Origin of the sequence: Sphaerisporangium sp. B11E5 (genome assembly GCF_039871875.1) — a bacterium.
Taxonomy (GTDB): domain Bacteria; phylum Actinomycetota; class Actinomycetes; order Streptosporangiales; family Streptosporangiaceae; genus Sphaerisporangium.
On the sequence record NZ_JBDPMD010000041.1, the window covers coordinates 52799 to 73018 of the forward strand.

Genomic DNA, 20220 nt, shown 5'->3' on the forward strand with positions numbered 1-20220 from the left:
GCGTCGTCAGGACAGGGTCCCCTGGCGCGTCGTCAGGACAGGGTCCCCTCGTCGTCAGGACGGTGTCCCCGCGGCGTCTCGTCAGGACGGGTGCCCGTGGCGCGTCGTCAGGACGGGGTGCCCGTGGCGCGTCGTCAGGACGGGGTGCCCGTGGCGCGTCGTCAGGACGGGGTGCCCGCGGCGCCGCTGAGCGACTTGCGGGCCGCCGTCACCCAGCGGGACACGCCGACCCGTTCGGCCACCGCGAGCGCCTTCTCGTAGTGGGCGCGGCCCTCGTCGGGCTGGCCGAGCCACACCGCGAGGTCGCCGAGGGTCTGCGCCACCGGCCACAACGCCACCACACCGGTGCCGGCGCCCGCGATGCGGTCGGAGAACGGGCCGAGCGTGGCGTAGGCGTCCTGCATGCGGTCCCGGTCGTCCAGCAACATCCCCGCAAGCGCCCGCCACATCATGGCGAGCTCGTACAGGAAGTCGGGGCGCACGGCGGTGCGGGTGGCCGCGACCGCGCGGGCGTCCTTGAGGTGACCGGCCGAGGCGAGGGCGACCGCGTAGGCGTCCAGCGTCCACTTGGCGCCGCGGCGGTGCGCCTCCTCCAGCGGCTCCACCATGTCGGCCGCCTTGCCCTCCACCAGGCGCAGGCAGAACGTCGTGATCAGCGGCAGGTCCTGGCGGCCCTCCAGCATGCCGGCCCGCGCGGTGAGCCGCGCGGCGTTGCGGTACGCCCGTTCCGCCCCCGCGAAGTCGCCGGCGATCATCAGCCGCTGGCCCGCGTACCAGGCCCCCACCGCGGACGGCGCGGGCAGGTCGTACCGCCTCGCCAGCCGCTCGGCGGCGTTGATCTGCGCGTCCGCCTCGGCGAAGTCGCCGCGGGCCGCCGCGCACTCCATGAGCACCAGGTGCGCCAGGGCCTGCACCGCGATCTGCCCGGACGCCTGCCCGACCTCCAGCAGCTCGCGGCCGATGGCCTCGCGTTCGTCCACCACCGTGATGACGTACGACTGCCGCAGCCGGCCGCTCAGCGCGACCGCGAGCAGCGCCGGGTCGCCGCTGCGCCTGGCCAGCTCCTCGGCCTCCAGCGACGCCTCGTAGCCGCGGCCGGTGGCCGAGCCCTCCAGTTCCAGGGCCAGGGTGGCGAGCAGGCTGGCCCGCAGCGACTGCTCGCTCGGCGGCAGCTCGATGAGCGCCCGCTCGGTGACGTCCACGATCTCCCAGGCGGTGCGGGTGAGGTCGCGGGCGATGCCCTTGTGCGGCACCGCGACCGAGGCGGCGATGCGCGCGGTCAGCTCCAGGTCGCCGAGCGGCAGCGCCGAGTCCATGGCCTCGCGGCGGCGGGCTCGGGCGGCCGTCATGTCGCCGCACAGGGCCAGGGCCTTGATGAGGCGCAGTTGCAGCAGCAGCCGCTCCTTGGGGGCGCGGGCCTCGGGGTGGGCCCGGTCGAACGCCGCGATGGCCCGCTCCCACAGCGTGGCGGCCTCGCGGTGCGCGTACCGCCGTTCTGCCTGCTCGGCGGCGAGACCCGCGTAGTGGACGGCCTTGGCGGCGGTCTCGGCGGTGCCCGCGGCGTCGTAGTGGTGGGCGAGGGCCGCGACGTCCGAGGGGGACATGTCCTCGATCACGTACGCGACGGCCGCGTGCAGGCGCGAGCGGCGCAGCCGGGACGCGTCGGAGTACAGAGTGTCGCGCACCAGGTCGTGGTCGAAGCGCAGCCTGCCGGGCCCCGGCTCGGTGACCAGCCCGGCGAGCAGCGCGGCCTCCACGGCGTCCACCACGGCGTCCTCGTCGCCCGACACGTCCACCAGCACGTCGATGTCCACGTCCCTGCCGATCACCGCGGCCTGCAGCAGGATCTGCTGGGCCGTGGACGGCAGGCGGGCGATGCGGCGGCGCAGCACGTCGCGCACGCCCGAGGGGACCTCGGACATCACCTCGGCGGCGGTGGCCCGGCCGGTGCCCGTCTCGGAGTCCAGCAGGCGCACGGTCTCGCGGACGAAGAACGGGTTGCCGCCGGTCCGTTCGATGATCGTGCCGACGGCGTCCTCGTCCACCTCGCGCACGCAGGTGGCCCGCACCAGCTCGGCCACCGCCTCCTCGCTCAGCCCTTCCAGCTCCACCCGCACCGGGCCGAGGCGGGCGAGGGCGGCGAGCACGTCGGACTGCCGGTCGTTCAGCTCGCCGTCCCGGCAGGTCACCACCAGGAGCACGCGGCTCGTGGCGAGCAGGCTCGGCAGGGCGCGCAGCAGCGCGAGGGTCTGGTCGTCCGCCCAGTGCAGGTCCTCAAGCACGACCAGCACGGGGGCGTCCCTGGCGATGCCCGCGATGTAGCCGCCGACGGCCCGGTGCAGGCGGAACCCGCCGGACGCCTGGTCGTCCTCGTCCACCGGGGCGGCGTCGTCAAGCAGGGGCGCCAGCAGCGCCCCGTACTCACCGGTGCCGCGCACCGCGGCGAGCGTGCGCAGCACCTCGACCCAGGCCCAGCCCGGCGGGGTGGCACTGCTGTCAGGACAGCCGCCCGCCGTGGTGATCCAGCCCTGCCCGGCGAGGGACTCGGCGAGCCTGCGGATCAGCGTGGTCTTGCCCGCGCCGGGATCCCCCGCCACCACGGCCGCGGTGAACCGCCCGGCCCTGGCGTGCGGCGCGGCCCCGGTCAGCCGGTCCAGCTCGGCGTCCCTGCCGACGAACGGCTCCGGCGCCAACGGCGGCATGTCCGGCTGCTCCGGCCGGGGCGGCCACGTCCCGGGGATCTCCGCCGCCCTGGGCCGCGGGTGCGGCGCCAGCTCCAGCCCCGGGTCCTGCGACAGGATGTCGGACTCCATCTTGCGGAGCGCCGGCCCCGGGTCGATCCCCAGCTCGTCCGCCAGCGTCGTCCGGGCCCGCCGCAGCGCCGCCAGCGCGTCCCCCTGCCGCCCGCACCGGTACAGCCCGAGGGACAGCAACCGCCACCCCTCCTCCCGCAGCGGATTCTCCCCCGTCAACGCCTCAAGGTCAGGCACCGTCTCCGCATGCAACCCGAGCCGCAACCCCGCGTCCGCGTGCCGCTCCCGCGCCACCAGCCGCAACTCCGCCAGCCTGCTGACCTCGGCCTCCGCCCACTGCTGCTCGGCGAAGTCCGCGTACGGCGTGCCGCTCCACAACCCGAGCGCCGTCTCCAGCGCCCCACGAGCCGACTCAGGATCGTCGTTGTCGAGGAACTTCCCCGCCGACCGCACCATCGCCTCGAACCTGAGCGCGTCCACCTGCTCAGGCGCCGTCCGAAGCGCGTACCCCGAGGCGACCGTCACCAGCAGCCGATTGGGCCCCCCACGTGGCCGCCCCGGCTCCAGCACCCGCCGAAGCCGTGAGATGTACACCTGAAGCCCCGACTGGGCACCCTTCGCCCCCTCGTCGGCCCACAGGTCGAACAGCAGGGTGTCCACCGGGACGACCTGCCCCCGCGCCACCAGTAATCGCGCGAGCACCGCACGCTGCCGGAGCCCACCGAGATCAACCTCGTCATCGCCGTCGTACGCCTCGACCGGCCCCAAAACCCGGAACGTCACCATCTCAGCCGCCACGCTATGCGGCCCCGTCGAGCACGCACAAGCCAATGGCCGAGGTCCCTATCGTTCCCGACCCGACGGTCGCAGAGCCCCGACCCACCCAACCCCACGAGGTTACCGCCACCGATCTCCCCTCGCCCCTTCCACCGCCGGGCACCCTCACGTTTTCCGGCCGCCACCTTTCCCGCTATAACGACGCTGTATGCATCCTGTCAGTAATCGCATGGCTATGTACCGTATCGAAGATCGGCGTTAGAGTCCCGGGCAGGAGCCGGTCGGCGAGCCGCAGAAGGCGTACCGGACCTCGGCCGCGCGGGGGCGGCGGCACCGGGGTCCCGGGGTGGACGCACGACCGGACGTCGAAGGCGAGGTCCCAGGGGGAACGGTGACACCTGACGTGTCGGACGGTCTGCTGCTGGCGCGCCCCGGGGCGCGGGTGCTGCTGGTGGGCTCGGGCCGGTACCGCGACGGCTCCCGCCTGCCCGAGGTGGCGGCCGTACCGCGCACCGTCGCCGACCTGAGCCGCTGCCTGGTCGACCGCACCGGCCTCGACCCGTCGCACCTCACCGTGCTCGAAGACCCGGCGGACCCCCAGGAGTTCGGTGCGGCCCTGGTGGAGGCCGCCACTCAGGCCACCGACGTCCTCGTCCTGTACTACGTCGGCCACGGCCTGCTCAGCCCACGCGGCGAGTTGCACCTGGCCACCCACGCCACCCGCGACCTGACCACCGGCATCCCGAGCCACCAGGCCCTGCCGTACAAGACCGTCGACGAGGTCCTGGCGACGTGCCGGGCCGCGACCGTGCTGGTCGTCCTGGACTGCTGTTTCTCCGGACGGGCCCAGGCGGCATGGCGGGCCGGCCTTGAGGAGGTGTTCGCCACCGTACGGCCCGGCTGCCACGTCCTTGCCGCCGCCGGCCCCAGCGAAGCCGCGTGGGCCCCGGAGGGACAACCGCACACCGCGATGTCCGGCGCGCTGATCCACCTCCTGACCGGCGGCGACCCCACCGCCGGCCCCCGGCTCACCATCGACGACCTCCACAGAGCCGTGTCACGCGACCTCACCGACCGCGGCCTGCCCGCCCCCCACCGCAAGGTCAGCGAGTCCGGCGTCCGGCGTCCGTTCGCCGTCAACATCGCCACCGGCGACGCGGAGGGCGACGACACCGGCCAGGTCAGCCCGTACCGTGGCCTGGCCGCCTTCGGCCCGCAGGACGCCGAGTTCTTCTTCGGCCGCACCCGCCTGACACAGACCCTGGTCGACCGGGTGGCCGAGCAACTCTCCCACGCCGGACCACTGATGGTCGTCGGCCCCTCCGGCGCCGGCAAGTCCTCCCTGCTGCGCGCCGGCCTGATGGCCGCTCTCGAACGGACCCCCGCCACGCACGTACTGCTGTTCACCCCCGGCCGCGACCCCGTGGACGCGCTGACCACCCGCCTGACGGCTCTCGGCGACCCCCTCCCCGCCTGCCTGGAGGATCCCCCCGGCGCCGCCCCCTGGACACCCGCCGGGCCGGGGCAGCGCGTCGTCATCGCCGACCAGTTCGAGGAGGTCTTCACCCTGTGCCAGGACGAAGGCCGCCGCCGCCTCTTCGTCGCCGCGTTGCAGGAGATGTGCGCGAACGCCGTGGTCGTCCTCGCGCTGCGCGCCGACTTCTTCGGCCGCTGCATGTCCCACCCCGAACTGGCCGCCGCCCTCGACCACCCCCTCCTCGTCACCCCCATGACCACCGCCCAGCTCAGGGAAGCCATCGAAGGCCCGGCGCGCCTGGCCGGGCTGACCCTCCAGCCCGGTCTCGTCGACCTGCTCATGGAGGAGATCCGCGCCGACATGGCCGCCGCCGGACACGGCGGCGAGATCCTGCCCCTCCTCTCCCACGCCCTGCTCGCCACCTGGCGCCGCCGCGAAGGCACCACCCTCACCACCGCCGGCTACCTCGCCACCGGCGGCGTCACCCAAGCCCTGGCCCGCAGCGCCGAGACCACCCTGGAGTCACTCGACCTGCTCGGCCGTCGCGCCGCCCGCCAGATGCTCCCCCGCCTGGTCCAACTCGGTGAAGGCGCCGACGACACCCGCGTCCGCCTCCCCCGCACCGAACTCCTCTCCTCGGCGAACCACCCGCCCGACGCCTCGTCGAACAGCGAGCAGGCCCTCGCATGGCAGGTCCTGGACCGTTTCGTAGCCGCCCGCCTGATCACCGTCGACGCCGACACCATCCAGCTCAGCCACGAAGCCCTCATCCGCGCCTGGCCCCGATTACGCGACTGGATCGCCGCCGACCGCGCCACCCTCCTCACCCGCCAACGCCTGGACCAACAGGCCCGCGACTGGGCCACCCACGACCACGACCCCTCCTACCTCTACACCGGCACCCTCCTGGCCACGGCCGAACAGGCTTACACCCGCTGGAAGTCCGACCCGGCCAAGTTCCCACCCCTGTCCGAACTCTCCGAACGTTTCCTTCGCGCCGGCACGGAGGCCAAGGACAGGGCCCGACACACCCGGCGTCTCGGTGTCGCTGCCGTGGCCACGTCCCTCACCCTGGTGATGATCACCGCGATCGCCATCGCGATCAACGCCGTCGGCACCGCCCGTACCGCCGAACAACAGCGCCTGGCGCAACTGTCCCAGCAGGTGGCCGCTCGGAGCGACGATCTGGTTGGCATCGATCCGGTCCTGTCTCGCCAACTCGCTGTGGCCGCGTTCAACTTGTCGCGGACACCTGAGGCGAGATTCAGTCTCGTGAACACTTGGGCCAACCCCAACCTGCTAACGCTGAGCGGGCATGGCGCTCCGGTGCTGGCGGTGGCGGTCGGCCAGGTGGAGGGCAGGTCGGTCATCGTTTCCGGCAGCGGTGACGCCACGGTGCGGGTGTGGGATGCCGGGACTGGTAAACCGGTGCGTACGCTCAGCGGACACGATGGTGGTGTGTTTGCGGTGGCGGTGGGGCAGGTGGAGGGCAGGCCCGTTATGGTCTCCGGCAGCGGTGACGCCACGGTGCGGGTGTGGGATGCCGAGACTGGTAAACCGGTGCGTACGCTGAGGGGGCACGGTGCCGGTGTGTCTGCGGTGGCGGTGGGGCAGGTGGAGGGCAGGCCGGTCATTGTCTCCGGCAGTTACGACACCACGGTGCGGGTGTGGGATGCCGGGACTGGTAAACCGGTGCGTACGCTCAGCGGACACGTCGATTCGGTGCTCGCGGTGGCGGTCGGCCAGGTGGAGGGCAGGTCGGTCATCGTTTCAGGCAGCGGTGACGCCACGGTGCGGGTGTGGGATGCCGGGACTGGTAAACCGGTGCGTACGCTCAGCGGACACGATGGTGGTGTGTTCGCGGTGGCGGTGGGGCAGGTGGAGGGCAGGCCCGTTATGGTCTCCGGCAGTGACGACGCCACGGTGCGGGTGTGGGATGCCGGGACTGGTAAACCGGTGCGTACGCTCAGCGGACACGTCGATTCGGTGCTCGCGGTGGCGGTCGGCCAGGTGGAGGGCAGGCCGGTCGTCATTTCCGGCAGCGGTGACGGTACGGTGCGGGTGTGGGATGCCGGGGGTGGTAAGCCGGTGCGTACGTTGAGCGGGCACGGCGGTGGTGTGTCTGCGGTGGCGGTGGGGCAGGTGGGGGATAGGCCAGTCATCGTTGCCGGCAGTGACGACAAGAAGGTGCGGGTGTGGGATGCGTTGACTGGTAAGTCGGTGCGTACGTTGAGCGGACACGGGGATGTGGTGTCTGCGGTGGCGGTAGGGCAGGTGGGTGGTAGGCCGGTCATTGTCTCCGGCAGTGACGACAGCACGGTGCGGGTGTGGGATGCGTTGACTGGTAAGTCGGTGCGTACGTTGAGCGGACACGGGGATGTGGTGTCTGCGGTGGCGGTAGGGCAGGTGGGTGGTAGGCCGGTCATCGTTTCCGGCAGTGACGACAGGACGGTGCGGGTGTGGGATCTGACGCCTCCTAGTGATCTCGAACTTCTTAGGGGCGTCTGCGCACGCGTCTCGGTTCCTTTCACGCAGGAACAGTGGGAGCAGTACGTCGGGATAGGGGAATCTATCCAGCCGGTTTGCCCCTGACGCAGGCGCCTGGCTTTCGCGATAGATGTGGGTTGTGTCGCGAGCCGGGTCAGTCGTGGGTGGCCGGATGGGCCGCCATGGGTTCACGGGCGGGGGATCGGCGTTTCAAGAGGGTCCAGGCGCCGAGGGCCAGGCCGCCCCAGGGGATTTCGATGGTGTAGGTCCAGAAGCCGAAGAGGATGGCGGCGGCGGTGGCTGAGGCGGCGGGTTCGCCGAAGGTGATCAAGAGGGCGGCTACGCCGCCTTCCATGATGCCGGCGCCGCTGGGGGTGATGACGGCGCTGGTGAGGACGCGGCTGAGGGCGAAGACGGCGACGGTTTCCGCGGGGCCGGGGTAGGAACCGGTGGCGGTCAGGCAGGCGGTCATGATGAGGCACTGGAACGCCAGGAAGGCGGTCATGCCGAGTGACAGGCCTGGCCAGCGTTTGTGCACGATGTCGGCGGTGTCGGCGCGGAGGCGGTGGATGGCGTCCCTGGCGAAGCGTTCGGCGGGGCGGATCTTGCGGGGGAGGATCCTCAGTGCTCCGTCCACGGCCCGGCCGAGCAGGTCGGCCGCGCGCTCCCAGTACAGGGCGGCGGCGACCACGGCCACCAGGACGAGGATGGAGATCGCGCCTCCCCAGGCCGCCGTGGTCACCCGGGAGTCGGGGATCCGTCCCGCCAGCAGCAGGCCCACGATCCCCACGGCGGGCAGGACGAACCGGAACAGGGTGTTCCAGATGCCGGTGACCAGCGTGTACACCACCACCGGGCGGGTCGCGAACCCCCAGCCCTTGGTCATCGCGAACGTCAGCGCCACCCCGGCCGCCCCGCCGAACGGCAGCAGGTTGCTCACCGCGCTCCCGGCGCCGTTCAGCGTCAGCGCCTGGAGGTGGCCGAGGCCGGGCAGGGCCGACGTCATCACGTAGGTGTACGCCCACAGACTGGCCAGCCAGAGCCCCGCCATCAACAACACCGTCGCCCAGCTCAACGCCGCGAACTGCGCCCCGATGCTCTCCCAGCTCACCGTGGCCCCGGTGAGGCCGTGCACGATCTCCGGCAGGAACACCACGAGCAGCACCGCCAGCGCCAGTGACCCCACCGACGCCCCGGCCCGCACCCACTTGTTCCCCATCCGGCCCCCTCCGCACGTCCCCGGTCACCACCGCTCCGGGCGACCCCTCCAGTCTGCTCGCCGGCCGCCGGCCCGCGCGCCCACGGGTGGGGGCAACCGTACCGGCCCGGCCGTCACGGGACCCACTCGAACCAGACCGTCAGCCCTCCGGCGGCCTCCCACCCCCAGTCCGAGGAGAGGGACCGGACGAGCCAGAGCCCGCGGCCGTTCTCGCTGAGCGGGTCCACCTGGAGCGGGACCGGGGGGAGGGGGACGGCGGGCCCGGCGTCCGTCACCTCCACGCGCACCGTCCGGCCGTCGTCGAACAGCCGGACCCGCACGACGCCCCCCGGCACGCGGCCGGAGTCCGAGTGGTTCACGGCGTTCGCCACGAGCTCGCCGGTCAGCAGCTCGACGTCGTCCGCCATCCGTCGCCCCGAGGCCAGGAGGGCGCCCCGGACGTACGCACGGGCGAGCGGCACCGAGGCCGTGGCGCCCGGCAGGTCGACGGTGCCGAGGAGTCCTGTGGTCCTCATCGCGCGGCTTCCATGATCTGGTCGGCCGCGTCGTCCGCCAGCGCCCGGGCCCGCTGGTCGCGGCCCCGGCCCCAGGTGAAGTACCAGCGGCCGTCATGGCAGGACGCCATCACTTTGAGCGCTCCGGGTATGCGATAAAGCACGAGAACAGGGTCTTGTCCCCGCGAGAGGTCCACCGCTCCGCTTATTCCGCGTTTATGCAAATCCCACGCCAATCGGACAAGGTGAATGTATTGCTCTTCCTGCCGATCGCGCGCTTTCATGGGACCACCCGTGGCCTTTCATCTGATGAATTCGCCCTCTAAGGGTGCAGGTCATCGGGTAGTTTTGACTTTGGAAACAGTTCACGGTCTTCACACACTAATCGTGAGACCGCCCCCGCTCCGTGAGATCACGTGAGATCGCTGGAGAACCCGGATATGCCGAATCCCATAGAGATCAACCCCGAGGAATCCCCCCTGGCGCGTTTCGCGTACGAGGTCCGCAGGCACCGCATGAAAGCTGGCTGGACCCAACGGCAACTCGCCCATATGCTCACCGTCTCCACGAGCGCGGTCGGCATGCTGGAGACCGTCAGACGCAAGCCCGACCGCCGTTTCGCCGACGCCTGCGACAAGCTGTTCAAACTGGACGGCGTCTTCCACGAGCTGTGGAAGCAGACCCGCTGGGAGATGGCCCCCGAGCACTTCCGCGACTTCATGGAAATGGAGGCGCAGGCCTCAGCGCTGCTCACCTGGGATCCCCTCTTGATCCCTGGCCTCTTCCAGACTGAGTCGTACGCCCGGCGGGTCTTCGAGGACGAACCGGAGATCACACCCGAGCTGATAGAACAACGGGTGGCGCACCGTATGCAGCGTCAGGCCATGCTGGGACGCGAGAGGGCTCCCATGGTCTGGAGTCTTATCGACGAAGGAGCTCTCCGCCGTCCTATGGGTGACGTGAACCTGATGCGCGCGCAACTCGAACGGCTTCTGGAGATGGCCGCCCATCCGCGAGTGACCATCCAAATCATCCCCTATGCCGCATGGTCCGCCGTCGGCCTGCAAACCGCCTTCATGATTGCCGAACTGCGCGGAGTAGCGTATAGCGTATATATCGAAAGCACACCGCGCGGCCTCACGGTCGGCGACCGCGGCACCGTAACGGCGTTGGTGGGGCGCTACCACGCCGTACGAGCGGCGGCGCTCCCGAAGAATCTTTCGCTGGGCATCATCAAGGATGTGATGACGCAATGAATCTCAGTGGCGCGAAGTGGCGGAAGTCCTCCCGATCCAGCGGTGACGGCGGACAGTGTGTCGAGGTGGCCACCAACCTGCCGGGTGTCGTCGCCGTCCGGGACAGCAAGAACCCGGACGGGCCCGCGCTGGTCGTCCCTCCGGCCGAGTGGGGCGCGTTCCTGCGCGGGACGAAGGACGGCTGGGCCTGAGGGGCAGGACTTTCCACGCGCTCGGGCCGGGACGGCCGGGACTCTTCGGCCTCAGCCGGTGACCGCGGTGGTCTCCCACAGGGCGGACAGGGGGAGCGCGTGCATGTTCTCGCCGAAGGGAAGTTGTTGCCGGCCCGCGTAGAGGACGAAACCGGCGATCATGCGGTCACCGAGTTTGCGGGACAGGTGGCGGAGTCCTCTGAAGTCGTCGGCGCGTACGGTCTCGGTCGCCTTGACCTCGATGCCGATGACTTCGCCGGAGGCTCGTTCCAGGATGCCGTCCACTTCCACCTGATCCCGGTCCCGGTAGTGGTAAAGCCGTACCGGCTCCTCTGACCACGTCAGTTGGCGGGCCAGCTCGCCGAGGGCGAAGTTCTCCATCAGCGGGCCGATCGGCGCCGTTATGTCGGTGACCCGCGACGGGGTGAGGCCGGCGAGATGAGCTCCCAGGCCGGAGTCGACGACGAGGAGTTTGGGCGTCGCGATCGCACGTGTGGTCGTGTTGGAGGACCATGCGGGTATCCGTCTGACGACATACACGAGGTCGAGCAGCTCGATGTACCGTCGCACGGTGTTGCCGGGCAGTCCCAGGTCACGGCTGATGTTGTCGATCACCGCCAGGCCACCCATGCGGCCACCGAGGACATTGAGCAGACGCCGCATGTCAGTGGGGCGTTCGATGTCGGACACCTGTCTCACGTCGCGGTTGATCAGATCGGAGATGTAGGACTCGAAGAAGCGCGCTCTCCTCCGGTGCGTGGGCCGGTGGACCGCCTCCGGGTAGCCGCCTCGCAGCGCGCGGTCCAGATAATCGGCTCGCCGGAGAGTGGACGCAGGGACCTTGAGGTCCGGACCACTCCGGAAAGCGGCGTCGACGAAGCCATCGGCGCTCTGCTCGATCTCCCCCTGCGAAAGAGGCCACAGTTCGATCGTTTCGGATCGCCCGGGAAGCGCGTCCGGAAGGTCGCGGAGCCCGAGCAACCGCGCGGACCCGGTCAGGAGGAAGCGTCCAGGGCGTGGGTCGGCGTCCACCTCGCGCTTGATGGACAGGAGGAGGTCGGGCACGCGCTGGATCTCGTCGATGAGGAGGAGCCCGTCGTGGTGCACGACTCCGTCCGGGTCCTGCCGCGCCGCGGCGCGTGCAGCCGCCTGGTCCAGGTAGATCTCCCGGGATCCCGCGGTCCGCCGGGCGATCGCCTGCGCCAGGGTGCTCTTGCCGACCTGCCGGGCACCGTTGATCACTACTACTCGGGTGTCGGTCAGTGCCTCAAGCGCCATGCCATGGGCCCGCCGAGGAAAGAGTGCGAGTTCGTCCACGTCCACGGTGTCAGACTAGACGTGGCCGCCCATCTGCGTGGCAGATCTGCCGAAGGTGACGTGGCGGTTCTGCCGAGAGGTTCGTGGCGGATCTGCCGCATCATCTGTCGTGGATTCGCCGGCTCAGGATCCGCCTCGAAGCCTGGGGAGGGGGGTGGCGTAGGAGACCCGGCGCCGTTCGCGTCTGAGTTTCTGCGCCACGTCCACCAGGGCGGTGAGCACGATCAGGACGATCACGGTCTTGGTGATCTGGTCGGCGGGGCGGGCGGTGAAGATGTCGCCTGCCAGCAGGATCCAGGTCAGGAGGCCGCAGATCACCAGGTTCATCGCGATGTCGATGCGGCGGGTCGAGGGGCGCCAGCGGCCGTGGACGATCAGGACGGCGAACAGGGCCAGGTGCAGGACCATCGCGGTCAGGAGCCAGGGGGCGCGGTGGTGGTAGAAGTCGTCGTCGTAGGTGAGGGGGTTGACGGGGAGGCGGCCGCCGGTGACCAGGTCGAGGGCGGCTGGGGGGTCGAGCAGGACGAGGGTGCCGCAGACGAAGAAGATCAGGGCGGCGGTGCGGGCGGGGCGGTTGATGTGGTCGCGGTCGGCGGGTCTTGGTTTCCAGGTGGCGCGGGACGGGCGGCGGCGGCGGGTCCAGGCGGCGAGGGCGAAGAAGAGGAGCACGACGCCGGGCCACCACAGGGACGGGATCGCGACGCCGAGCCACCAGCTCTGCAGGACGATGAGGGCGTCGTCCAGTGAACCGGCCGGGTGGCGGCGCAGGACGTCGAGGAGGCCGAGCAGCCAGATGACGGCCATGCCGATCACGGTGACGCGCAGGAAGCGGCGGGTGTCGGCGGGATCGATGATGGGGTGGGCGGGGCGGTAGCGCGCGGCGACCTCGGCCGGTCTGCCGAACGCGATGAGCATGTCGTGGGCCGTGCGCTCGTCGGGGTCGTGCCCCGCCTCGGCGGCCCGGTCGGAGAGCTCGTCGTGGAGCAGGGTGCGCAGTTCCCGTGCCACGTCGGCGCGTTGCGTCCTCGGTAACAGCCGGGCGACGTCCGAGATGTAGCTCTCGATGAGTTCGTTGGCGTTCATGTGGATTCCCCGTCCAGAAGAATGCTCATGGTGTCGTTCAGCCCCCGCCAGCTCTTGGCGAGCCGCTCGTACAGCCGCCGCCCCTCGTCGCTGAGCGCGTAGTAGCGGCGCGGTGGGCCGTCGCCGGTCCGCCACTCGCTGGTCAGCACCCCCTGCGCCTCCAGCCGCCGCAGCAGCGGGTACAGCGTGCCCTCCTCGATCGCCATTCCCTTGTCCAGCAGCGATTGGCGCAGTTCGTAGCCGTACCGGAACGTGTGCAACTGGGAGAGTGCCGCGAGGACGATGACCCCTCTGCGCAGCTCCAGTTCGAGCTTCTCGAACACCCCGTCCCGTTCTCCCATGTGCCGCACAGTACTGTGTGGCACACAGCATGGCAACATGCGGCGGGGCGATGTCTTCGGCGGGCACCATTGGCGGTGTGCGGTTGTGGACGGTGCAGCACCGGGCGGTGGTCGAGGTGCTGGAGAGGGCCGGTGAGCTGACCGGCGACTGAGCGCGGACGATGAGTGCCTCGTACCGGCCCGCCGGACGAGTTCGTCGTGCTCAGTTCGTATCGGCGGTGGAACGACTTCCTCTGCGCCCGTGGGTGCTGGGGGTGCGGGCCTTCGAGCCGTCGGAGGAGCCGGAGGGTTAGGCGGGGTCGCCAGGGGCGGGGGCGAAGGGGTGCTTGAGGCGGGTGCCGGGGGGGAGGTCGCGGCGGACGTACCACTCGGTGCCGAAGACGAGGCGGTACAGGGGGCCGGGGGTGCGGAGCATCACGCCCAGGGTGCGTTCCGAGTCGCCGCCGCTGGCCTGGGTGGCGTGGGCGGACATGCTGGCGCGCTTCTGCCGGGTGTATTTGCGGACGTTGACGCGGTGGGTGATGGCGTCGCCGGGGGAGTAGGCGAGCTCGAAGGAGCGCATGTCGAACTCGGGGGGGAAACGGTGGACCTTCTGGGCCAGGCGTAGCGCCTTCAGCAGAGGGTCGCGGTTGACGGTGGCCTCCAGGAGGATGGGGGTCCCGGCGATCACCGCGGCCCGGCTGCCCACCCGGTGGACCTGGACGTGGTCGGGGTGGCCGTAGCCGCCGGCGGGGTCGTAGATGGTCAGGAGGTCGGCGTTCTCGTCCTTCAGTACGGTGGCGAGGCGGTGGGCGGCCTCCTCGATGTCGGCGTCGATGAAGGCGTTGTCGGGGCGGTCGGTGCCGCCGTCGCCGCTCTCGGTGAGGCCAGAGTCGCCGTAGCCGAGCAGGACGACGCGGGCGACGCCGAGGACGGCGGCCGAGGCGTACAGCTCGGCGGTGCGGGCCTCGGCCAGTTCCTCGCCGTGGGGCAGGTCGGCCAGGCCGCGTTCGCCGGCGGTGGCGACGACGAGCACCACGCGGTGGCCCTCGGCCGCGAGCATCGCCATGGTCCCGGCCGTCAGCAGGGCCTCGTCGTCGGGATGGGCGTGGAAGAACACCGCGGTGCGTGCCATCGCCCAATGATCCCACGTGTCCTTCGGGCAGGAGGCGGCGGTCTCCTGGTAGAGACCGATTTTTTCGTGATCGCGTTTGAAGCGCGGTGAGGGCTCTGACAGGCTGGCGGGGTGCGGATCCTCCACGTCAGCGACTGTTATCTGCCCCGCCTCGGCGGCATCGAGGTCCAGGTGGCCGATCTGGTGCGGGCGCAGGGCGAGGCCGGCCACGATGTCGAGGTGGTCACGGCCACGCCGGGGGAGCCCATCCCGGGTGTCCATCGTGTCGTCGCCCCCATGCCCTTCGACCTGCCCGTTCACCCGCGCGGTGTGGGCCACATGCTGCGCCTGATGACGGCACGGCGGCCGGACGTCGTGCATGTGCACACCGGCGCGGTGTCGCCGTTCGCCTGGATGGGGGTGCGGGCCGCGTCCCGGGCGGGCCTGCCCGTGGTGGTGACCGTGCACAGCATGTGGGACCCGGTGACCCGCGCGCTGTACCGCGGCCTGGACTCGATGTTCGGCTGGAGCCGCTGGTCCCTCGCCGCCACCGCCGTGAGCCGCGCCGCCGCCCGGCCCGTACGCGCCGTGGCGGGCCCCCGCGTCCCCGTGGACGTGGTCTCCAACGGCCTCGACCTGTCCTCCTGGCGCCCCCGCCCCGGCGAGGTCCCCCCGCCGCGCGGCGACGAGGTGCACATCGTCGCGGTCGGCCGCCTGGCCCCGAGGAAACAACCGGTCCGCTTACTGAAACTCCTGCACGAGGCCCGCCTGCGCGTCCCCCGCACCATCCCCATGCGCGCCACCCTGGTGGGCGACGGTCCCGCCCGGGGCGCCATGGAACGGTTCGCCCGCTCCCACGGCATGGACGGCTGGGTGTCCCTCCCCGGCCGCTACACCCGCGACCAGATCCGCTCCCTCCTCATGTCCGCCGACGTCTTCGTGGCCCCCGCCCCCCGAGAGTCCTTCGGCATCGCCGCCCTGGAGGCCCGCGCCGCCGGCGTCCCCGTGGTCGCCCGTGCCCAGAGCGGCGTCGCCGACTTCGTCCGCCCCGGCAAGGAGGGGCTCCTCGGCCGCAGCTTCCACGAGCTCGTCGTGGCGGTCACCCGCCTGACCCGAGACCCGGCCCTGCGTGAGTCCATCGCCGCCAACAACCGCGAGACCGAGCCCACCCGCTGCGCCTGGCCGAACGTCCTCGCCGGCTTCGACCACTCGTACAAGGTCGCCGCCGGCCAGGCCTGATCACGGGGTGCGACGGCCCTCGGCCGGGCCCGTGACGTCACAGATCCGTAAGAGGTGGCAGGGGCTTTCCGCTGTAGCGTTCGCAAAATGATCGAGGAACCCCACGCCGCATGATCGGCGCTTTCTACGAGCACGCGCTGTGCGGACGGGACGTGGACGTCGAGTACGCCGGCGGCGAGATCCGGCCCCTGGCGGCGGAGCGCTGGTCGCGGCCCATCGAGGGCGACGAGGGAATGCTGGCCAGGTGCGCGGGCCCGACGCTGGACGTCGGGTCGGGGCCGGGCCGGTTGACCGCGGCGCTGGCCCGCAGGGGCGTCCCGGTCCTCGGTGTCGACATCTCCCCGCTGGCCGTGGCCCTGACCCGCCGGGCCGGAGGCCCCGCGCTCTGCGGGAGCGTCTTCGGGCCGTTGCCCGGCACCGGCCGGTGGGCCGTGGCGCTGCTGGCGGACGGCAACATCGGGATCGGCGGCGACCCTGCCGCCCTGCTGCTGCGGCTGCGTGAGCTGGTGCGGCCGGGTGGCACGGTGATCGCCGAGCTCGCGCCGCCGGGGTCGCCGGGCGGGGTGCACAGGGTGCGGCTGCGGCACGGCGGACGCGCGGGCGACTGGTTCCCGTGGGCCACGGTCCCGGCCGACGGGGTGGCCCCGCTCGCCCGGAGGTGCGGCTTCCGGTCCACCGACCACTGGGACGAGGCGGGACGATGGTTCGCCGCCCTGAGCTGACGTGCCCGCGTGTCCGGGCGGGGGCGTGCCCGTCCGGGACGGTGGTGACCGGCCGGGCCGCGGACCTCGGTCCACGGCCCGGCGGCGCGGGTCAGGGGGCCGGGTAGTCGGTGATGTACACCGGGGAACCGATCCTGGTGGTGTCGGCGGGGGCGCCGACGCCGTTGACGACGTGGTCGATGGTGCCGGCGCTGAGGTTGACGGTCATGATGTGGTGCAGCTTCACGCCGGGGGTGTCGGGCACCTCGAAGCCGTTCTCGGTGTGGATGGACGGGTTGTTCTGGTTGAAGACGTAGACGCCGCCGCCGTAAAGGGTGTGCTTCTTCACCCGGTCGCCCACCTTGTAGCCGGCGTACCCCTCGACGTCGCCGTTCATCCAGTCCGCCTGGGTCGGCGGGTCGTACGGCAGCTCGTTCTGGTAGAGGATCGTCGTGCCGTTCTCGCCGTTCCAGACGGTGTTGTAGCGCTGGAAGTGCTCGACGAACAGGCCCGTCGCGGTCACGTTGTCGCCGTTGACGACGGCGCCGTAGCGGCCGGTGTTGGTGTTCCAGCGCTCGGTGTCGGTGAAGCCCTCCACGCCGTGGTCGCCGCGCCACACCCAGGTGTGGTCGATGAGCACGTTGTCGCTGTTGACCTCCAGCGCGATCTCGGTCCTGCCGACGTGCGGGCCGCCGACGCGGAAGTACACGTCGGACAGGGTGGCCGGGTCGTTCGCCGTGCCCCGGTGCCCGTGGCCGTTCTGCTTCCTGCCCATCCGGAGCAGGACCGGCGACTTCTCCAGGCCCGCGTCGATGGTGACGCCGGCGACGACGACGCCGGGGACGTCGGCGACGTCCAGCGGGGTCGAGCCGCGTACGGCGGTGAGTGTGGCGTGCCCGAGGCCGAGGACCACCGTGCCGGCGCGCTTGACCTCGATGCTGCGCGCGACGTCGTACACGCCGGGGGTGAGCAGCAGGTGCCTGCCGCGGGCGAGCTGGCTGTTGATGGTCTGGACCGAGTCCGAGGGCTTGGCGACGAAGAAGTCGGAGATCGGCACCGTACGGCCGGGGGTCATGCCGTCCGCCCAGGTGACGCCGCTGGTGTTCCGCCGCGCGCTCGGCACGCGCACGTTGTACCTGCCGCGCGAGTCGACGAACAGGTACGGCTTCTCGCGGCTGAGGGGCGTGGTGGCGAGGGTGGTGTAGGGCGGGTCGGGGAACGTGGCGTCGGCCGGGGCGCCGACGACGCCCGAGAAGACCTGGTTCCACACCGCGTTGGACCAGCCGCCGATCTCGCTGTTGCGGGTCAGCCACTGCTGCTGCGAGCCGTTGGTGACGGCAGGCAGCCTGGAGTCGGCGATGAAGCCGCCGCTGGCGTACTGCGGGCCGGCGGTGCAGTAGTCCATCAGCGAAAGCGTGCCGCCGCCGACGTTGAGACGGCGCATGGACACGGCCTGGGAGACGGCCCAGAAGTTCGCCGACGCGCGGCAGCCGTCCTGGCCGGCCGCGTTGATGTTGATCGAGAGGTTCGACAGGGTGCGCCAGAAGTTGACGAGCGCGAGGCAGTTGCCGGTGCCGCCGTCCGCCAGGCAGCGGTTGTACACCTCGACCTTGCCGTTGATGACGACGTCGGCGGGGGAGGCGCCGAGACCGGCGATCTCGGTGTAGTAGCCGACCTTGATCTGGAGCGGCTGCTCGGCCGTGCCGTACGTGCCCGGCTTGAAGAGGTAGGCGTGGCGCGCGGTGCCCATCTCGTCGTCGACCTGCGCGGCGTGGGCCGCGTCGAGGACCGCCTGGATCTCGCCGACCGGCATGCCCGGGTCGAAGACGGTCACGTCGCCCCCGAGGTCAGGAGTGCGGGGTTCGGGGGAGGCGGCCGTGGCCGTGCCGGTCGTCATGACGGCGCTCATCAGCACGATGCCGAGCGTGAAGGCGCGGCCGGGACGCGCACGGCGCGGGGACCGCCTCGACAGGGCCTCGTCACCGGGAGGCTGGGTCGTCATCCTGGGTCATCCTTTCGAGGGGGGTAGCCGAGGCGGGGCGGCGATCCGGCGTAATCGCTCTCGCGTGCCGGGCCGCTGGGGTGCCGCCGTCGAACTGGCTGCTCAGGGGGACAAGCCGGTCGCCACGAGGCGAGAGCGAGAGAGCGCTCTCCCATCGCCCCGGGCTTCGATCAGGTCGTGAAGGATGGGTTGGGATGTTTCTACCGTGTGAACCACTGCCTGTGCTAGATCCGGCACCCCTTGATTTCCGGCGCGGCCTGTGCCGTGGCGCCGGGCACGCGGGACGGCCCGCCGGGCCTTCCGGTCCGGCGGGCCGTCCGGTCAGGAGGACCGCAGCGCGGTGAGGAGCAGGGGCAGGGAGCGGTGGAGTTCCCGTTCCCAGTACGCCGGGCTGTGGGTGCCGGGGCCGTAGAAGTCGGTGGTCAGGCGGACGCCGGCCCGCTCCAGGCGGTCGGCGAGGGAGCGGTTCAGCGTGTCGAGGAACGCCTCGGTCTCGTCGAACGGCTCACCGGGCGCGTCCAGAGGGCCGGGACGGCCGTCGCCGCCCGCCAGGAAGACGGGGATGGGGCGCAGGCGGTGGGCCAGGGCGTAGGGGTCGTGGCTGCGCCAGTTGGCGCGCTGCTCGACGGGGTCGCCCCAGAGGCCGCGGTACTCCGGGGCCACCTCGAACGCCTCCCGCCACCGGCGGACGTGCTCGGGGTGCAGCAGGTGGACGGGGCCGCTGTAGCTGGCGGCGGCGCGGAACAGGCCGGGGTGGCGGGCGGCGTACACCAGGGCGCCGTATCCCCCCATGGACAGGCCCGCGACGACCCGCCGCGTCCCGGCGCCGTAACCGCGTTCGAGGATGCCGCGCACCTCGCTCAGGTGGAACGTCTCCCACGCCGCCCCGCCGTTCCACCAGTCCGTGTAGTAGCCGGCGTCGGCGTCGGGCATCACGACCAGGACGTCGCGCAACTCGGGGAGCCGTTCGACGTCGCTGTCCTTCGTCCACGCCTCGTGCGAGTCGCCGAGGCCGTGCAGCAGGTAGAGGACCGGCCAGCGGTCACGCGGGCCGCGGCGCTCCCAGCCGTCCGGGGTGAGCAGCCGCACCTTCGCCGTACGGGCGAGCGCGGGGGAGTCGACGGTCAGGTCGACGATCCGGGGGCTTGTCCGCTCCTCCGCGACGACACGCGCCTGGGGCGGCGCGGCGGCCGCGGCCTGCGCGGGGGTGAGCATGGCTGTGGTGGACAGTGCGATCAGGGCGGCGGCGAGGGCCGACAAGGCCCGCGGCCGCACCATGCGTCTCATCGAGATCATGGGCACATCGTGGGCCGCCGCCGGTGGTCACGGCATCGGGCGCCGCCCCGGTGCGGGCCCTGACCGTACCCTGATCCGTCTCCGTCCGGGCCGCCTCACGCGGGCGGCTCGGTCACAGGCGCGTGATCGGCATCGAGTACAGGAAGTCCCCAGGGAGAGGGGTGGGACAGAAGGTCAAAAAGGGAGGACCCGGCCCGTGGGGGTGCGGAGGTCCAGAGGGGCGGGGGAGGTCGGGGGCTTGGGGCGCTGGGTGATGAGGATCCGCTTCATGGCCTGCTCCTTTGGTACGGGTGCACGCTTCCCTCGTTCCTCGTCGGCGATCGGGTCGTCGGACGGCGCGGCGAGCCGAGGTTGGGTGGACCCGGCCTCACCTCCTGTTTACCCTTTACCGACCTATCGCAGACGTTCGCGACCCCAGTTTGTTCGATCTTGATGAGGGTGGTAACCCCTAGTGGGCACCCTCCGACGGCGGGCTGGGGGTCGGGTGGGGGTGC

Annotated in this window: 15 protein-coding genes; 5 read left to right on the forward strand and 10 right to left on the reverse strand. The window is 71.4% G+C overall.

The features are described 5' to 3' along the window. Positions 1–161: 161 nt before the first annotated feature. Positions 162–3551 carry a BTAD domain-containing putative transcriptional regulator gene (locus ABGB17_RS29225; RefSeq protein WP_347635230.1) on the reverse strand — a complete coding sequence of 1130 codons (3390 nt, stop codon included), beginning with the start codon at positions 3549–3551 and terminating at the stop codon, positions 162–164. Positions 3552–3921: 370 nt separating this feature from the next. On the opposite strand from ABGB17_RS29225, the gene ABGB17_RS29230 reads away from it, so the two are divergent. Then, on the forward strand, positions 3922–7599 hold the full coding sequence (locus tag ABGB17_RS29230; protein WP_347635232.1) for a hypothetical protein: 3678 nt from the start codon (positions 3922–3924) through the stop codon (positions 7597–7599). A 49-nt stretch (positions 7600–7648) separates the two neighbouring features. Here ABGB17_RS29230 and ABGB17_RS29235 read toward each other — a convergent pair whose 3' ends face one another. From ABGB17_RS29235 to ABGB17_RS29245, 3 genes are all read right to left on the reverse strand, one after another. Continuing rightward, positions 7649–8713 carry a lysylphosphatidylglycerol synthase domain-containing protein gene (locus ABGB17_RS29235; RefSeq protein WP_347635234.1) on the reverse strand — a complete coding sequence of 355 codons (1065 nt, stop codon included), beginning with the start codon at positions 8711–8713 and terminating at the stop codon, positions 7649–7651. A gap of 113 nt (positions 8714–8826) precedes the next feature. Further along, positions 8827–9228: an ATP-binding protein gene (locus ABGB17_RS29240; RefSeq protein ID WP_347635236.1), complete on the reverse strand. Its 402-nt coding sequence runs from the start codon at positions 9226–9228 to the stop codon at positions 8827–8829. After that, positions 9225–9371: a hypothetical protein gene (locus ABGB17_RS29245; RefSeq protein WP_347635238.1), complete on the reverse strand. Its 147-nt coding sequence runs from the start codon at positions 9369–9371 to the stop codon at positions 9225–9227. The genes ABGB17_RS29240 and ABGB17_RS29245 overlap by 4 nt, the downstream gene beginning before the upstream one ends. A 252-nt stretch (positions 9372–9623) precedes the next feature. Here ABGB17_RS29245 and ABGB17_RS29250 point away from each other — a divergent pair, with 252 nt between their 5' ends. Beyond that, positions 9624–10463, forward strand: coding sequence for a helix-turn-helix transcriptional regulator (locus ABGB17_RS29250; RefSeq protein ID WP_347635240.1), 840 nt, complete (start codon positions 9624–9626; stop codon positions 10461–10463). Beyond that, entirely contained in the window at positions 10460–10654 is a 195-nt protein-coding gene (locus ABGB17_RS29255) for a DUF397 domain-containing protein (RefSeq protein ID WP_347635242.1), read from the forward strand. The genes ABGB17_RS29250 and ABGB17_RS29255 overlap by 4 nt, the downstream gene beginning before the upstream one ends. A gap of 51 nt (positions 10655–10705) precedes the next feature. Here the strand turns inward: ABGB17_RS29255 and ABGB17_RS29260 are convergent, their stop codons facing one another. The 4 genes from ABGB17_RS29260 to ABGB17_RS29275 all read right to left on the reverse strand — a co-directional run bounded on the left by ABGB17_RS29260 (position 10706) and on the right by ABGB17_RS29275 (position 14509). Then, the gene (locus ABGB17_RS29260) at positions 10706–11977 is read right to left on the reverse strand and encodes an ATP-binding protein (protein WP_347635244.1); all 1272 of its coding nucleotides are present in this window, start codon (positions 11975–11977) and stop codon (positions 10706–10708) included. Positions 11978–12094: 117 nt separating this feature from the next. Continuing rightward, positions 12095–13054, reverse strand: a complete 960-nt coding sequence (locus tag ABGB17_RS29265; RefSeq protein WP_347635246.1) for a hypothetical protein — start codon at positions 13052–13054, stop codon at positions 12095–12097. Next, complete coding sequence (locus ABGB17_RS29270; RefSeq protein WP_347635248.1) at positions 13051–13395, reverse strand: PadR family transcriptional regulator; 345 nt, start codon at positions 13393–13395, stop codon at positions 13051–13053. The genes ABGB17_RS29265 and ABGB17_RS29270 overlap by 4 nt, the downstream gene beginning before the upstream one ends. Positions 13396–13684: 289 nt before the next feature. After that, positions 13685–14509, reverse strand: a complete 825-nt coding sequence (locus ABGB17_RS29275; protein WP_347635250.1) for a PIG-L family deacetylase — start codon at positions 14507–14509, stop codon at positions 13685–13687. A gap of 111 nt (positions 14510–14620) precedes the next feature. On the opposite strand from ABGB17_RS29275, the gene ABGB17_RS29280 reads away from it, so the two are divergent. Then, positions 14621–15727, forward strand: a complete 1107-nt coding sequence (locus ABGB17_RS29280; RefSeq protein ID WP_347635252.1) for a glycosyltransferase family 4 protein — start codon at positions 14621–14623, stop codon at positions 15725–15727. 110 nt (positions 15728–15837) lie between these two features. Continuing rightward, positions 15838–16449 (forward strand): class I SAM-dependent methyltransferase, encoded by a 612-nt coding sequence (locus ABGB17_RS29285; RefSeq protein ID WP_347635254.1) that lies wholly within the window; start codon positions 15838–15840, stop codon positions 16447–16449. 91 nt (positions 16450–16540) lie between these two features. Here the strand turns inward: ABGB17_RS29285 and ABGB17_RS29290 are convergent, their stop codons facing one another. Next, positions 16541–18430, reverse strand: coding sequence for an adenylyl cyclase (locus ABGB17_RS29290; RefSeq protein ID WP_347635256.1), 1890 nt, complete (start codon positions 18428–18430; stop codon positions 16541–16543). Between the two features lie 321 nt (positions 18431–18751). Beyond that, positions 18752–19726, reverse strand: coding sequence for an alpha/beta hydrolase family protein (locus ABGB17_RS29295; RefSeq protein ID WP_347635258.1), 975 nt, complete (start codon positions 19724–19726; stop codon positions 18752–18754). Positions 19727–20220 lie beyond the last annotated feature (494 nt).

Excerpts from the sequence above, each read along its gene's own strand:
- ABGB17_RS29235 (WP_347635234.1), bottom strand. The coding sequence starts at position 8,713 with ATGGGGAACAAGTGGGTGCGGGCCGGGGCGTCGGTGGGGTCACTGGCG.
- ABGB17_RS29240 (WP_347635236.1), bottom strand. The coding sequence starts at position 9,228 with ATGAGGACCACAGGACTCCTCGGCACCGTCGACCTGCCGGGCGCCACG.
- ABGB17_RS29255 (WP_347635242.1), top strand. The coding sequence starts at position 10,460 with ATGAATCTCAGTGGCGCGAAGTGGCGGAAGTCCTCCCGATCCAGCGGT.
- ABGB17_RS29265 (WP_347635246.1), bottom strand. The coding sequence starts at position 13,054 with ATGAACGCCAACGAACTCATCGAGAGCTACATCTCGGACGTCGCCCGG.
- ABGB17_RS29270 (WP_347635248.1), bottom strand. The coding sequence starts at position 13,395 with ATGGGAGAACGGGACGGGGTGTTCGAGAAGCTCGAACTGGAGCTGCGC.
- ABGB17_RS29275 (WP_347635250.1), bottom strand. The coding sequence starts at position 14,509 with ATGGCACGCACCGCGGTGTTCTTCCACGCCCATCCCGACGACGAGGCC.
- ABGB17_RS29285 (WP_347635254.1), top strand. The coding sequence starts at position 15,838 with ATGATCGGCGCTTTCTACGAGCACGCGCTGTGCGGACGGGACGTGGAC.
- ABGB17_RS29290 (WP_347635256.1), bottom strand. The coding sequence starts at position 18,430 with ATGACGACCCAGCCTCCCGGTGACGAGGCCCTGTCGAGGCGGTCCCCG.
- ABGB17_RS29295 (WP_347635258.1), bottom strand. The coding sequence starts at position 19,726 with ATGATCTCGATGAGACGCATGGTGCGGCCGCGGGCCTTGTCGGCCCTC.